At 53.7% G+C, this 14,091-nt stretch carries 16 protein-coding genes; 14 read left to right on the forward strand and 2 right to left on the reverse strand.

Features of this window, described 5'->3' with window-relative positions:
• The first annotated feature begins 43 nt into the window (after positions 1 to 43).
• The 3 genes from GOV45_RS14175 (at position 44) to GOV45_RS14185 (ending at position 3,275) form a co-directional block, all read left to right on the forward strand.
• Positions 44 to 715, forward strand: a complete 672-nt coding sequence (locus tag GOV45_RS14175) for an HAD-IA family hydrolase (RefSeq protein ID WP_170478934.1) — start codon at positions 44 to 46, stop codon at positions 713 to 715.
• 39 nt (positions 716 to 754) lie between these two features.
• Positions 755 to 1,945, forward strand: coding sequence for a DegT/DnrJ/EryC1/StrS family aminotransferase (locus GOV45_RS14180; RefSeq protein ID WP_170478936.1), 1,191 nt, complete (start codon positions 755 to 757; stop codon positions 1,943 to 1,945).
• A gap of 166 nt (positions 1,946 to 2,111) precedes the next feature.
• Positions 2,112 to 3,275, forward strand: a complete 1,164-nt coding sequence (locus tag GOV45_RS14185; RefSeq protein WP_170478938.1) for an isovaleryl-CoA dehydrogenase — start codon at positions 2,112 to 2,114, stop codon at positions 3,273 to 3,275.
• Between the two features lie 46 nt (positions 3,276 to 3,321).
• On the opposite strand, the gene GOV45_RS14190 is transcribed toward GOV45_RS14185, so the two are convergent.
• Positions 3,322 to 3,927 carry an OmpW/AlkL family protein gene (locus GOV45_RS14190; protein WP_170479048.1) on the reverse strand — a complete coding sequence of 202 codons (606 nt, stop codon included), beginning with the start codon at positions 3,925 to 3,927 and terminating at the stop codon, positions 3,322 to 3,324.
• Between the two features lie 136 nt (positions 3,928 to 4,063).
• On the opposite strand from GOV45_RS14190, the gene GOV45_RS14195 reads away from it, so the two are divergent.
• Genes GOV45_RS14195 through GOV45_RS14205 form a run of 3 tightly spaced genes read left to right on the forward strand, consistent with a single transcriptional unit; the run spans position 4,064 to position 7,652 of the window.
• Positions 4,064 to 5,590: an AMP-binding protein gene (locus tag GOV45_RS14195; protein ID WP_170478939.1), complete on the forward strand. Its 1,527-nt coding sequence runs from the start codon at positions 4,064 to 4,066 to the stop codon at positions 5,588 to 5,590.
• The gene (locus tag GOV45_RS14200; RefSeq protein WP_170478941.1) at positions 5,587 to 6,051 is read left to right on the forward strand and encodes a lysozyme inhibitor LprI family protein; all 465 of its coding nucleotides are present in this window, start codon (positions 5,587 to 5,589) and stop codon (positions 6,049 to 6,051) included. The genes GOV45_RS14195 and GOV45_RS14200 overlap by 4 nt, the downstream gene beginning before the upstream one ends.
• Complete coding sequence (locus GOV45_RS14205) at positions 6,048 to 7,652, forward strand: carboxyl transferase domain-containing protein (RefSeq protein WP_170478943.1); 1,605 nt, start codon at positions 6,048 to 6,050, stop codon at positions 7,650 to 7,652. The genes GOV45_RS14200 and GOV45_RS14205 overlap by 4 nt, the downstream gene beginning before the upstream one ends.
• Here GOV45_RS14205 and GOV45_RS14210 read toward each other — a convergent pair.
• On the reverse strand, positions 7,587 to 8,387 hold the full coding sequence (locus GOV45_RS14210) for a class I SAM-dependent methyltransferase (protein ID WP_170478945.1): 801 nt from the start codon (positions 8,385 to 8,387) through the stop codon (positions 7,587 to 7,589). The genes GOV45_RS14205 and GOV45_RS14210 overlap by 66 nt on opposite strands.
• A gap of 46 nt (positions 8,388 to 8,433) precedes the next feature.
• On the opposite strand from GOV45_RS14210, the gene GOV45_RS14215 reads away from it, so the two are divergent.
• From GOV45_RS14215 to GOV45_RS23495, 8 genes are all read left to right on the forward strand, one after another.
• On the forward strand, positions 8,434 to 10,365 hold the full coding sequence (locus tag GOV45_RS14215; RefSeq protein ID WP_170478947.1) for an acetyl/propionyl/methylcrotonyl-CoA carboxylase subunit alpha: 1,932 nt from the start codon (positions 8,434 to 8,436) through the stop codon (positions 10,363 to 10,365).
• 74 nt (positions 10,366 to 10,439) lie between these two features.
• On the forward strand, positions 10,440 to 11,291 hold the full coding sequence (locus GOV45_RS14220) for a hydroxymethylglutaryl-CoA lyase (protein WP_170478949.1): 852 nt from the start codon (positions 10,440 to 10,442) through the stop codon (positions 11,289 to 11,291).
• Positions 11,292 to 11,304: 13 nt separating this feature from the next.
• A complete protein-coding gene (locus GOV45_RS14225; RefSeq protein ID WP_170478951.1) occupies positions 11,305 to 12,087 on the forward strand; it encodes a crotonase/enoyl-CoA hydratase family protein in 783 nt (260 codons plus the stop codon).
• Positions 12,088 to 12,281: 194 nt separating this feature from the next.
• Positions 12,282 to 12,647, forward strand: a complete 366-nt coding sequence (locus tag GOV45_RS14230; protein WP_170478953.1) for an NADH-quinone oxidoreductase subunit A — start codon at positions 12,282 to 12,284, stop codon at positions 12,645 to 12,647.
• The gene (locus tag GOV45_RS14235) at positions 12,638 to 13,171 is read left to right on the forward strand and encodes a NuoB/complex I 20 kDa subunit family protein (RefSeq protein ID WP_120635911.1); all 534 of its coding nucleotides are present in this window, start codon (positions 12,638 to 12,640) and stop codon (positions 13,169 to 13,171) included. Before GOV45_RS14230 ends, GOV45_RS14235 begins: the two co-directional genes overlap by 10 nt.
• 11 nt (positions 13,172 to 13,182) lie before the next feature.
• Complete coding sequence (locus tag GOV45_RS14240) at positions 13,183 to 13,785, forward strand: NADH-quinone oxidoreductase subunit C (protein ID WP_170478955.1); 603 nt, start codon at positions 13,183 to 13,185, stop codon at positions 13,783 to 13,785.
• A 3-nt stretch (positions 13,786 to 13,788) separates the two neighbouring features.
• Complete coding sequence (locus GOV45_RS14245) at positions 13,789 to 13,962, forward strand: hypothetical protein (protein WP_170478957.1); 174 nt, start codon at positions 13,789 to 13,791, stop codon at positions 13,960 to 13,962.
• Between the two features lies 1 nt (position 13,963).
• Positions 13,964 to 14,089 (forward strand): hypothetical protein, encoded by a 126-nt coding sequence (locus GOV45_RS23495; RefSeq protein WP_302477852.1) that lies wholly within the window; start codon positions 13,964 to 13,966, stop codon positions 14,087 to 14,089.
• Positions 14,090 to 14,091: the final 2 nt, after the last annotated feature.

The raw sequence follows: 14,091 nt of genomic DNA on the forward strand, positions 1-14,091 counted from the left end.
TTGCAACACGTATTGGCGGAAACCTGCCGAACAAGGAGAATACATGCGGACAGTCATCTTTGATCTGGATGGGACTTTGGCCGATACATCTGGCGATTTGTTGGCTGCGGCCAACCACTGTTTTCGCGAAATGGGACATGGTGACGTTCTGGTACACGGCCAGGACGCAGCGATTGCTTTGCGGGGCGGTCGAATGATGCTGACGCACGGGCTAAAACGGGTAGGAGCCTACGCGGACGAAACGGTCAATAAGTATTATCCGGTACTGCTGGAGGCTTATTCTCAGGCCATAGACACGCACACACAATTCTACCCCGGTGCGATTGAAGCTGTGGGCACACTTAAGGCTGCAGGTTATGGCATTGGCATTTGCACCAATAAACCAGAGGCACTTGCAGATTTGCTATTGACGCGAATGGGTGTACGTGACCAGTTTGCTTCGTTGGTCGGGGCTGACACGCTGCCAGTTCGTAAACCCGACCCCGAACCCCTGCGGGAGGCGGCGCGGAGGGCAGGCGGCAATCCCGACCTTTGCATTCTGATCGGAGACTCGGATACGGACAGAAACACAGCCCGTGCGGCCGGTGTGCCGTCTGTATTGGTCACTTTCGGACCCTCCGGCGCAGATATGGCAGCTTTGGAACCAGAAGCTCTTCTGGAACACTTTAGAGACTTGCCTGAATTGGTGGCCGGTCTGATCGGCGCGGCAGCATAATCCCTTGACGCAATCCCTCAAGACCCTAAGAACGAGCCTATGAAAGAGACTTTTTCTGGCAGCTTTACGCAGCAGGAACCCATCCCGGAAGACGCTATTGAAGCCGCCATTGCGGTTCTTCGCCATGGTCGTTTGCATCGTTACAATACCGCACCAGGTGAATTGGGGGAAACCGCACTGCTGGAACAGGAGTTCGCGGCCCAAATGGGTGCGAAGTACTGTTTGGCGGTTTCATCCGGTGGGTACGCTTTGGCGACGGCCTTGCGCGCGGTGGACGTTCGGCCGGGTGACTCGGTTCTGACAAATGCCTTTACGCTGGCTCCGGTTCCGGGATCGATTGCTTCAGTCGGTGCTAAACCAGTATTCGTTGGCGTAACGGAAAATCTGACAATCGATTTGGATGACTTGCAAAACAAGCTCGACCAGGCGCGAGTACTGATGTTGAGCCATATGCGCGGACATTTGTGCGATATGAATCGATTGATGCAAATGTGCGACGATGCTGGCGTCATAGTTATCGAGGATTGCGCGCACACAATGGGAGCCACATGGCAAGGCCAGCTTTCTGGTCGCCAAGGGGCAATTGGTTGTTATTCCTGTCAAACATACAAGCATGTGAATTCAGGCGAAGGTGGTCTGCTAGTTACTGACGACGCAGAACTGGCAGCTAAAGCCACGATGCTGTCCGGGTCTTACATGCTTTATGAACGTCATCTTGCTGCACCTGATCCGGAGGTCTTCGAGCGGATCAAATATACGACGCCCAATGTATCTGGTCGGATGGATAATTTGCGCGCAGCGATTCTGCGCCCGCAATTACGCGATCTCGATCGACAGGTTGACCGTTGGAATGAGCGTTACGCGGCAATAGAAGAAGGATTGAGAGGCACTCCGGGCCTGACGATCGTTGAACGACCTGAGACTGAAAAATATGTGGGCTCGTCCATTCAGTTTCTTCTTCTCGACTGGCTTCCCGAACGTATTTCCGAAGTCATAAGGCGTTGTGCGGCGCGCGGGGTCGAGTTGAAATGGTTCGGAGGTGCGGAGCCAACTGGTTTCACTTCGCGCTATGACAGTTGGCGGTATGCAGAAAGTGAGCGGATGCCGGCGAGCGATCGTATTCTGACCGGGATCATGGACATGCGGGTTCCTCTGACGTTTTCTTTGGAGGATTGCGATTTGATTGCTCGGATAATTCGCGCTGAAGTGGGGTCAGTGTACCAGTCATGATCTATCGGTGTGCGCCTGCGCTGCACGCACTTTCCTTTTGACCGCCGCCCCCAAGGGCGGCGTTTTGCGTTCGGGTCTATTGCAAGGCAGAGAGATTGACCGGCTGAGGTTTGGCTGTTATTCAGTTATTGAACAGTTGTTCATTAACGCGAAAGAGGAGAGTCGAATGTTCACGGCCACGATGGAATTCGATTTGGGGGAGGACGTGAATGCCCTGCGCGAGATGGTGCACCGCTGGGCGCAGGAGCGTGTTAAGCCGTTGGCAGCTGAAATCGATAAGACCAACGCCTTTCCAAACGAACTGTGGCGCGAGATGGGCGATCTGGGCCTTTTAGGTGTAACCGTGCCAGAGGAATATGGTGGTGCAGGTATGTCCTATCTTGCGCATACGATCGCCGTTGAAGAAGTGGCGCGCGCCTCTGCCTCAGTTTCGTTGTCTTACGGAGCGCATTCGAATTTGTGCGTTAACCAGATCAAGCTAAACGGAAACGAAGAGCAAAAGCAGAAATATTTACCGCGTTTGATCGCTGGTGATCACGTTGGCGCTCTGGCAATGTCTGAAGCCTCGGCGGGATCAGACGTTGTGTCAATGAAGCTGCGTGCTGAAAAGCGTAATGACCATTACAGGTTGAATGGGAATAAGTATTGGATCACGAACGGTCCGGATGCAGACACTTTGGTCGTATATGCCAAAACCGACCCCGAAGCCGGATCGAGAGGGATAACAGCCTTTCTCATTGAGAAAGAAATGACCGGATTTTCGACTTCACCACACTTCGACAAGCTGGGTATGCGTGGATCGAACACCGCTGAATTGATCTTTGAAGACGTTGAGGTGCCGTTTGATAACGTTCTTGGCGAAGAGGGTAAGGGTGTTGCCGTCCTAATGTCTGGACTCGACTATGAGCGCGTGGTTCTGGCTGGGATTGGCACTGGCATAATGGCGGCCTGTTTGGATGAGATCATGCCCTATCTGGCTGAACGCAAGCAATTCGGCCAACCAATCGGCAGCTTCCAACTGATGCAGGGAAAAATCGCCGATATGTACACAGCTATGAATTCGGCGCGCGCTTATGTTTATGAGGTCGCAAAGGCCTGTGACCGGGGCGATGTGACCCGTCAGGATGCCGCGGCCTGTTGCCTTTATGCGTCAGAGCAGGCAATGGCTCAGGCGCATCAGGCGGTGCAGGCAATGGGCGGAGCAGGCTTTTTGTCGGACACTCCTGTCAGCCGCATTTTTCGCGACGCCAAACTGATGGAAATTGGTGCGGGCACCAGCGAAATCCGCCGAATGCTGATCGGACGCGAGTTAATGGCCGATATGCTCTAAAGAAACCGCCCCAGGCCGAAGTTCCTAGGGGCGCCTCTAACAAGGATCAGAACTTGTGGACGTAGGATACACCGATGAGCCAAGGGTCAATTTCGGCTGTACCAATATCGGTGCCATCAAGTTCGACGTCAGTGTCGATTTCAAACCAGCGGACGTTCAGTCGAATTGCACCACTGTCGGTAACCATATAGTCCAGTCCTGCCTGCAGCGAAACGCCGAAGGAATTGTCGACATTCAGGTCGCCAAGCGGGGAATCTTCATCGTAGAAGATTGTATAATTGAGCCCGGCGCCGACATAAGGCTTCCACGCGCTGTTGGTCGGGAAATGATAGTTCAACGACAGGGTCGGAGGCAGGTGTTTGACGCTGCCAGCGTCGATGCTGCCGCCCAAAGTCACGTCATGCTCAAAAGGCGTGGACGCCAACAACTCGATTCCCAGGTTGTCTTGTATAAAATATTCAACAGTGAATATCGGGCGAGTATCCGAGTCGACGTCGGCATCAAAGCCAGCCAGAGTACCGTTGTCGGATTTGGGGTCGAGGTAACCAATACCCACACCGACTGTCCAATCGCCCTGATTCTGAGCAAGGGCAGGAGCGGCAAACGCGACGAGAGTAGCCGAAAGCGTCAAAGCGGCGAGTTTCTGAGTCATTGTATGGCCTTTGAAATGGTTGATGGCGGCATTTTGCATAAAGCGGGTCGGGCCAACTCTGATCTGTATCAAGTTCCTTGGGTTTTTTGGCGTTCCACCCAGCGGGCAAGCGCCCAAAAATTAATGAGTCTTTCGCATGCGTACCACTAGCCGCATACCGGGTTTGAACTCAGTAGGAGGCTGGGCGATTCCTGAACGGCTTAACATGTCCCGGCAATGTCTATCGCATCCACGCGATAACGCGGCGATCATTTGTCTGACCGAAAGGGGACAAGAGGAATACACCTACGATCGACTGCACAAGATGACTGACGGCATCGTTCGAACACTTCTGCCAACGGTAAAAGCAGGTGATCGCGTCGGCGTGTTACTCGGCCAGTCCCCTTGGTGCGCAGCTGCGCATCTTGCGATCTGGAAGATCGGTGCCATCTCGGTACCATTATTCAAGCTGTTCAAACATGACGCTTTGGCGACGCGCGTCGGCGACGCAGGCGCGAGAATAGTGCTTACAGATGCAGTAGGGGCTGCTCTGCTGGGCAATCTGGCTGAATCTGTTTTGGTTGATCAGATCGCGCCTTCGGATGAAGACTTTCAGTTTGCAAACACAGGGCCCGAGGACCCTGCGGTATTGATATATACCTCTGGCACAACCGGTCGTCCCAAGGGCGCGTTACATGGGCACCGTGTACTGACGGGTCATCTGCCTGGTGTATCTATTAGCCACAATCATTTGCGAGATGGCGATCGTCTTTGGACACCAGCTGACTGGGCATGGATCGGTGGGCTTTTCGACGTGCTGATGCCCGGGCTGGCACTTGGCATTCCTGTGGTCGCAGCGAGGCTTGAGAAATTTACACCCGACGCCTGCGCCGATGTGATCGCCCGTGGCGATGTGCGGAACGTGTTCTTTCCTCCAACCGCATTGCGGATGCTGAAGGCGGCGGATCAGGCGGTTCCGGGTCTGCGTTCTGTTGCATCGGGCGGGGAACCGCTTGGGGCAGAAATGCTGGCATGGGGCGAGCGGGCTTTCGGTTTAACCATTAATGAGTTCTACGGTCAGACCGAATGCAACATGGCTGTTTCTTCCTGCGCTGTTGATTTCCCTGTGCGTCCCGGGTGTATCGGGAAACCGGTGCCGGGGCACGAGGTTGCGGTTTTAGACGCTGACGGCAACGCAACCGACGAAGAAGGTGACGTGGCAATCCGGCGCGGCTCGGCTTCGATGATGTTGGAATACTGGAACCGTTCCGAGGCAACGGTCGAGAAATTTCGTGGTGACTGGCTGATCACCGGTGACCGTGGCGTTTGGGAGGGCGATTATCTTCGTTTCGTTGGTCGAGACGATGATGTGATTACCTCGTCCGGTTACCGGATTGGACCGGCCGAGATCGAGGATTGCCTGCTGACTCATCCTGCTGTGGCAACGGTGGGTGTGGTAGGCAAGCCCGATCCATTGCGAACCGAAATCGTGAAGGCGTATGTTGTTCTGAAACCCGGCGCGGAATCTTCCGCATCGGAACTACAAGAATGGGTTAAAGATCGTTTGGCCCATTACTCTTATCCTCGCGAAGTAGCCTTTTTGAGTTCGTTGCCGATGACGGTAACGGGAAAGGTTATTCGAAAAGAACTCAGAATCTTGGCGGCAGAGGAACAGACCAAATGATACGATCAGCGATAATACTATCTTTATTGCCGACTGTTGTTTCTGCCCAACAAGCCTTTGTGGACAAAGGTTATGTTCAACAGTGTTCTTCTCAAGAATTGGTTGGAAACAGTTTGCCTGAATGCGTTGGGCAAGCTGCAAACTTATGTCAAACCGTTCCGGGACAAAGTACGACACTCGGAATAACTGAATGTATTCAAGAGGAAACGTTGATCTGGGACGCGTTTCTAAATGAGCAATACCAGCTTCGTAGAGCAGAGCTTGCACAGGAGAGCGCAGAATTGGCGAACGAGCTTCGTGAAGCACAACGGGCGTGGATCAGTTTTCGGGATGCCGAGTGTGGGTTGCAGTACAGCCTGTGGTCAGGTGGAACAATACGTTCAATCGTCTACGCCGGTTGTGTTTTGAATGAAACAGCCGAACGTGCGCTGGAACTCCGCGATTTGGGAAAGATGCAATGAAACTAACATCCAAAGCCGTACCAACATCAGCGGTCTTCCAAGCGAACCGTGCCGCCCATCTAGATGCGTTGAAGCAGATATCAGAGGCGGCTGAATCGGCCCGAATGGGCGGCGGCGAGAAGTCTCGCGCGCGCCATGAATCGCGGGGAAAAATATTGCCTCGTCGTCGGGTCGCCAACCTGTTGGATGCCGGATCCCCGTTCCTCGAAATAGGGGCCACTGCAGCGCATGGTATGTACGATGGTGCGGCACCCTGTGCGGGCGTCATCGCCGGTATTGGACGCGTAGAAGGGCGCGACGTCATGGTGATCTGCAACGATGCAACAGTCAAAGGCGGTACCTACTATCCCCTGACCGTTAAAAAACACCTTCGCGCGCAAGAGATTGCAGAAGAAAACCGTCTGCCGTGCATCTACCTCGTCGATTCTGGGGGCGCCAATCTACCCAATCAGGACGAGGTTTTTCCCGATCGCGATCACTTTGGCCGCATATTTTATAATCAGGCAAGGATGAGCGCCAAAGGTATTGCTCAGATCGCTGTCGTGATGGGTTCATGTACTGCGGGCGGAGCCTATGTGCCAGCAATGTCGGATGTGACGATCATTGTAAGAGAGCAGGGAACGATCTTTCTGGCCGGGCCACCTTTGGTGAAAGCCGCAACTGGCGAGGTCGTATCCGCCGAGGATTTGGGCGGCGGCGATGTTCACACCCGGTTATCCGGTGTAGCGGATTATTTGGCCGAAGACGACACGCATGCTCTGGCGCTGGCCCGCCGTGCAGTGTTGTCACTGAATTTGGGCGAAGGCAGCAAAACAAATTGGGCAAGTCCCGAGGACCCTGCATACGACCCCGAAGAAATTCTTGGCATAGTCCCCTCAGACTTGCGGACGCCTTATGACATACGCGAAGTGATCGCGCGGCTTGTGGACGGGTCGCGTTTTGACGAGTTTAAACCACGGTTCGGTGAGACATTGGTAACCGGCTTTGCTCATGTCAAAGGTTGCCCAGTTGGAATTGTTGCCAACAACGGTGTTTTGTTTTCCGAGTCCGCTCAAAAGGGTGCCCACTTTGTCGAGCTTTGTTCGCAACGCAAAGTTCCCCTTGTGTTCCTGCAGAATATCACCGGTTTCATGGTTGGGCAAAAATATGAAAGCGAGGGTATTGCTCGGCATGGCGCCAAAATGGTGACCGCAGTGGCAACAACTGCAGTTCCCAAAATCACTATGCTTGTCGGCGGGTCGTTTGGCGCTGGCAACTACGGCATGGCCGGCCGCGCCTATCAGCCCAGATTTCTTTGGACCTGGCCCAATTCGCGCATCTCAGTCATGGGCGGCGAGCAGGCTGCGGGTGTTTTGGCCACGGTCAAGCGAGATGGGATTGAAAGGCAAGGTGGGATCTGGTCCGAAGAAGAAGAAGCTGAATTCAAACGCCCCACTTTGGAAATGTTCGAGGAGCAGTCGCATCCATTGTACGCCTCCGCGCGTCTCTGGGATGACGGCATAATTGACCCGCGCAAAAGCCGCGATGTGCTGGCATTATCGCTGAGAGCAGCATTGAACGCGCCGATCGGGGAGACGCGCTTTGGCGTGTTCAGGATGTGATTCATGACCATTTGTGATTGGTTTGAACCCCGCGAACCTAACGGCACTGCCACCGACAAAGAACTTTACTTTTATTTCAAGCCCCGCGGCTTGGAGCGCGTTCAACACGCTGGAACCTTTGCCAAAGTTTCGTGTGTAGGTGCCGATCATGGCAAAGTCCTGCGCGCCGTTCAAAAAATACCGTTCAACTTGCGGCAAAACGCTGTCCAAATAGATACGGTAAAGAGGTCGCAAATGCCATTCGACGGGATCTGTTGTTTCGATCAAAGAAAATGGCGCTCCCGGTTTGAGGATCCTTTCCAATTGCTGTGCAAAGGTCAGATGTTGCGAAGCGTTGAAAGTCTTAAGACCGAAAGTAGAGATTGCAAAATCGGCAGTCGCACTCGGCAGGTCAGTGGTCAACATATTTGCGCAGTGGTGAGAAATTCGGTCTTCCTTACTTTTGTGAAGGCGGTCTATCGCCTGTTTGTGCATACCAGAGCTTATATCTATGGCGGTGATTTTGCTGATTTTGGGAAATTTGCTGAACAAGTGCGGCCAGACCTCACCAGTTCCGGCCATAAGATCGACACCCGCTGCATTGGTCTCAGGAGGCAATTCAAGTCCTTTTACACAGGCTTTGCGCCAAGCCCTTATCATCCCAAAAGACGCAATTGTGCTCCAGTTTCGGTAGGCACTGGAACAACGATCAAAGACGCCGGCTACGAAGTCGGGATCGTAAATGTTTTCGCTCATAAGTTGAAATTTGAAGCGGTGGGATTCGAATTACAAGGATTCGCTGATGTTCAATAAAATCCTAATTGCCAACCGCGGGGAGATCGCGTGCCGGGTAATGCACACCGCGCAAAAAATGGGAGTCAGTTGTGTCGCTGTTTTTTCGGACGTCGACGCAAATGCCAAACATGTGCAAGTGGCAGACGAGGCCGTGCACATAGGCGGGCCAGCGCCGGCGGATAGTTACCTCAGAGGCGATGCGATTATACAAGCCGCCCTGGATACTGGTGCTCAGGCTATACACCCAGGATATGGGTTCCTTTCCGAAAACCCGGACTTTGTCGAGGCGGTTAAGCTTGCTGGGTTGACCTTTATTGGCCCATCGGCCGATGCAATCCGCAAGATGGGCCTAAAGGACGCCGCTAAAGCTCTGATGGAGAAAACGGGTGTTCCTGTTGTACCGGGTTATCATGGTGACAATCAGGACCCTGAGCATTTGGCGGGTGCTGCCGAGGCGATTGGCTATCCGGTTTTGATAAAAGCCGTCGCTGGCGGAGGCGGAAAGGGCATGCGGCTGGTCGAGCAGCCCAAGGACTTTTCCGAGGCGCTCGAAAGTGCACGTGGTGAGGCTCTGACCGCCTTCGGTAACGACGCTGTGCTGGTCGAGAAGTTTGTAGCCAAGCCCCGGCATATCGAGGTTCAGGTTTTTGGCGACGGTAGCCATGCGGTTCACCTTTTCGAACGGGATTGCTCCCTTCAGCGGCGCCACCAGAAGGTGATAGAGGAAGCTCCGGCTCCCGGTATGACCGAAGAAATGCGAAGCGCCATGGGACAAGCTGGAGTTCGCGCTGCCGAAGCCATAGGATATAAAGGTGCCGGGACAGTCGAATTCATTGTCGATGCATCAGATGGCCTGCGTCCTGATCGGTTTTGGTTCATGGAGATGAACACACGCCTTCAGGTGGAACATCCTGTAACCGAAGCAATTACAGGGGTCGATTTGGTGGAGTGGCAACTGCGGGTGGCTTCAGGAGAGACTCTGCCCCTGCGCCAAGAAGACCTGTCAATCACTGGGCACGCCTTTGAAGCGCGTTTGTATGCCGAGGACGTGCCAAAGGGATTTCTACCCGCAACGGGAATGCTGACGCATCTAAAGTTTCCCGCAGATTGCAGAGCTGACAGCGGCGTTCGTGCCGGGGACGCAATCAGCCCTTGGTATGATCCGATGATCGCAAAAGTGATAGTTCACGGTCCGACACGCGGGGTGGCTTTGAAAATGCTGGACCGCGTTTTGCAGGAAACAGAAGTTGCGGGGACAGTAACCAATCTTGCCTTTCTCGGCGCACTGGCGCGACATCAAGAATTTATTAAAGGTGACGTGGACACCGGGTTAATAGGGCGTGATATCGAGTACCTGACCAGTCAAAGTCAGGGATCGGCAAAAATTGGAGTAGCCGCAGCTATGGCGGCGCTTCAACTGTTCGAACCAGGTGACGATGTCGGGTTTACACTGTGGTCGCCTTTGCGCCGTTCGGTTCAATTGGAACAAGACGGACAACAGATTGTGTTCGATGTTCAAGTCAAAGGACCGGATATTCAAGTCTGGAGCGTAAACGACGAAACGGTTGCAGCTGAACGCGTTGATGGCCGTTGGCGTCTGGAGGACACTCCGATGCCGAATGTGGCTGTTTCCGGATCAAAGATCACTGTCTTTTGTGACTACGGCCACAGTTTCGATGTCGTTGACCCGCTTGATCGGGACACTGCCGCCGCCGGTGATACCAACTTGATCGAAGCGCCGATGCCCGGTCTCGTAAAAGCCGTTTTTGTGGAGATGGGTCAAACAGTTAGCAAAGGCGATAGGCTGGTTATTCTAGAGGCTATGAAAATGGAGCATGCTTTGCTCGCCGCGCGAGACGGCGTTGTTGCCGAAGTTTTGTCTTCCGCCGGTGCACAGGTAGAAGCGGGGGCGGCGCTTGTCCGTTTACAAGAGGAATGATCTGTTTCGAAAAGTTTGGCCGTAGTTCTGCTGCCGAGAATTCTGATCAGATTTAATGAAAGAAAGGCTTAGCAATGGCTGAACCGGTCGAGATTTTTGAAGTTGGGCCGCGCGATGGACTTCAGAATGAAAAGCGCCAAATTCCGGTATCCGAGAAAGTGGCATTGGTCGATTGCCTTAGTCAGGCAGGATTTCACCGAATTGAAGTCGCTAGTTTTGTTTCACCAAAATGGGTGCCGCAAATGGCAGGAAGCGCAGAGGTTTTGGCAGGGATTACTCGCAAGGAAGGAGTGCGCTATGCAGCTCTGACACCAAACATGCGCGGGTACGAGGATGCATTGGCGGCTAATGCCGACGAGATCGCAGTGTTTGCCTCAGCGTCCGAAGGATTTTCCAAAGCGAACATCAATGCCACTATCGCGGAATCGATTGAAAGGTTCATTCCTATTCTCGAAGCCGCGCGACACATAGACTTGCCTGTGAGAGGCTATGTGTCCTGCGTTACGGATTGCCCTTATGACGGTAAAACACCGCCAGATAAAGTCGCAGAGGTCGCGGACCGTTTGTTTTCCCTGGGCTGTTACGAGGTCTCATTAGGAGACACGATCGGACAGGGTACTCCGGATTCGGTGGCACAAATGCTGCTGGCCGTACGGGATCGTGTCCCAGTCACGCGGTTAGCCGGTCATTTTCATAACACCAATGGCAGGGCTATCGACAACATCGATGCTGCACTGACTTTGGGTGTGCGGGTCTTCGATGCTGCAGTCGGTGGTTTAGGCGGTTGCCCCTATGCGCCCGGGGCGGCAGGTAATGTCGCGACCGAGGAGGTGGCCGCGCATCTGCACAGGTTAGGGTATCAAACAGGGCTGGACGAAGCAGTTCTGGAAGAAGCAGCGCAAATGGCCCGTGCCATGCGCCAATGATGAAAGGGTTGGAATGTACCACACAATTTCATTAGCGACCGACGACCGGGGCGTTGCGTCGCTGTCATTGAACCGCCCTGAAAAACATAATGCGATGTCGGCGCAAATGATTGCGGAATTGACTGATGCCGCGATCCAATTGGCGCAAGATCCCGCGGTCCGTGTGGTTGTTCTTGCAAGTACGGGCAAGAGTTTCTGTGCCGGCGGTGATCTAGGATGGATGCAGGAGCAAATGGCGGCAGATGCAAAAACCCGCTTTGCCGAAGCACGCAAACTGGCCGAGATGTTACAGAGCCTCAACGAACTGCCCAAACCTCTGATTGGCGCCCTGCAGGGAAATGCGTTTGGCGGAGGCGTAGGCTTGGCGGCGGTCTGCGACGTTGCTCTTGGTGCAGACAATTTGAAAATGGCCCTGACCGAAACCCGGCTGGGGCTTATACCTGCGACCATCGGCCCTTATGTGATAGCGCGCATGGGCGAAGCGCGTGCAAGACGTGTCTTTATGTCGGCGCGATTGTTTGACGCCGCTGAGGCTGTTGACCTCGGTCTGCTATCCAAGGCTGTGCCATTTGACCACTTGGCAGACGCGGTCGAGGCCGAAGTGGAGCCGTATCTTGCCTGTGCGCCGGGTGCAGTAGCATCGGCCAAATCGTTGATCCGAACGCTGGGACCCAGAATCGACGATAAAGTGATCGATCAAACCATCAACGCGCTGGTTGAAAGGTGGGAAACTGACGAAGCCGGCGAAGGGATTGCCGCGTTTTTCGACCAACGGAAACCTAATTGGAATTGCTAGGCTTAGCTAGTTCTTGCAACTTTTTAACTGTGCCTGCGAACCGTGTTAGATACGGGGTTGTTTGGGTTCGAGAATTCGTCCCCTGTGCGTTTGTGTTCGGTTGACCCTATCACCCCACACGGATAGAGAATGTCCAGTCAAACTGCCAATTGACGGCGCACCCATTCGAGGCCTGCGCGGGAAAGGAGCTATTCGTGGAAGACCTGTTGCGGGAATACCTCCCGATTATGGTGTTTCTGGCCGTTGCTACAGGCTTGGGAATCGTACTGATTCTTGCTGCCGTAGTGCTTGCCGTACGCAATCCCGACCCTGAAAAGGTCAGCGCATATGAATGTGGTTTCAATGCGTTCGACGATGCCCGGATGAAGTTCGACGTCCGATTCTATCTGGTTTCGATTCTGTTCATCATCTTTGACCTTGAAATCGCATTTCTTTTCCCCTGGGCCGTAGGGTTCAAGGACATCAGCGATGTTGGCTTCTGGTCCATGATGGTGTTTTTGGCCGTTCTGACCATTGGCTTTGCCTATGAATGGAAGAAAGGGGCGCTGGAATGGGAGTGATGACGGGTGCCAATACCGCTGGTGTTGACAAAGAAGTTGCGACCCAGACCCTGAACGCCGAGTTGCAGGATAAGGGATTTCTGCTGACGTCAACCGAAGACATTATAAATTGGGCACGCACCGGTTCGCTGCACTGGATGACTTTCGGGCTGGCATGTTGCGCGGTCGAGATGATGCATACTTCGATGCCGCGTTACGATGCTGAAAGGTTTGGTATTGCGCCCCGCGCCTCGCCGCGGCAGTCCGATGTTATGATCGTTGCAGGAACGCTGACTAACAAAATGGCTCCGGCTCTGCGCAAGGTATATGATCAGATGCCCGAGCCGCGTTACGTGATCTCGATGGGATCTTGCGCGAATGGCGGTGGATATTATCACTACTCCTACTCAGTCGTTCGTGGTTGCGATCGCATCGTTCCGGTAGATATCTATGTTCCCGGATGTCCCCCGACTGCCGAGGCGTTGCTGTACGGTTTGATGCAGCTGCAACGCAAAATTCGCCGTACCGGCACCATAGTGCGCTGAGGAGAAAGTTGATGAGCGAAGCACTCAACGAACTTGGCACGCATATAGAACTCAAGCGTCCCGATTGCGTTCTGTCCTGGGATGTTACCCATGGGGAGCTGAACATTGATGTCGCCCCGTCAAATCTGGTCGAGTTTGTCGAGCATTTGAAATCCGACCGTAACTGCCAGTTTTCAACTCTAGTGGACATCACCGGGGTGGATTATCCCGAACGCGCCAAGCGGTTTGACGTTGTTTACCATTTTTTGTCGATGTACCGGAACCAACGCGTTCGGCTTCGGGTTTCGATCCGAGAGGAAGACATGGTGCCTTCGATTACCGAAGTTCACCCATCGGCCAATTGGTTCGAGCGCGAAGTTTTTGACATGTTCGGCATTCTGTTTTCAGGGCATCCGGACTTGCGCCGTATTCTGACCGATTATGGTTTTCGCGGATATCCGCTGCGCAAGGATTTTCCGACCACCGGCTATACAGAAGTACGATATGACGAGGCGCAAAAGCGTGTCGTATACGAACCTGTTTCTCTTGTGCAGGAATACCGTCAATTCGATTTCATGTCCCCATGGGAGGGTGCGAACTACATTCTTCCGGGAGACGAGAAGCAGGAGTCGTAAATTATGGAGTTTCTGATCTGGCTGGTCATAACCGTGGCAACGATTATCCCGATGATAAAGTTGTTGCCGCATTTCGGAATCCAGAAATTCTGGGTGGTGGTTTGTGTCGTCCCGATTGGAACCTTGGTCCTGCTTTGGGTGATGGCCATGAAGCTGCAAGAAATGGAGCGTCGCTGAGATGCTGGGGGAAATAATTTTCGTGGGTGCGCTGGGCGTATTGCTTGCTGGTGCAGCGGCCAAAGCAGCTGAGTCAAAAAAGGTCCGTGTTCGGGCTGAGGCGAACAAGAAAAAGCGGGGGCGGTAATG

It is taken from the genome of Ruegeria arenilitoris, assembly GCF_013035425.1.
Classification (GTDB): domain Bacteria; phylum Pseudomonadota; class Alphaproteobacteria; order Rhodobacterales; family Rhodobacteraceae; genus Ruegeria; species Ruegeria arenilitoris_A.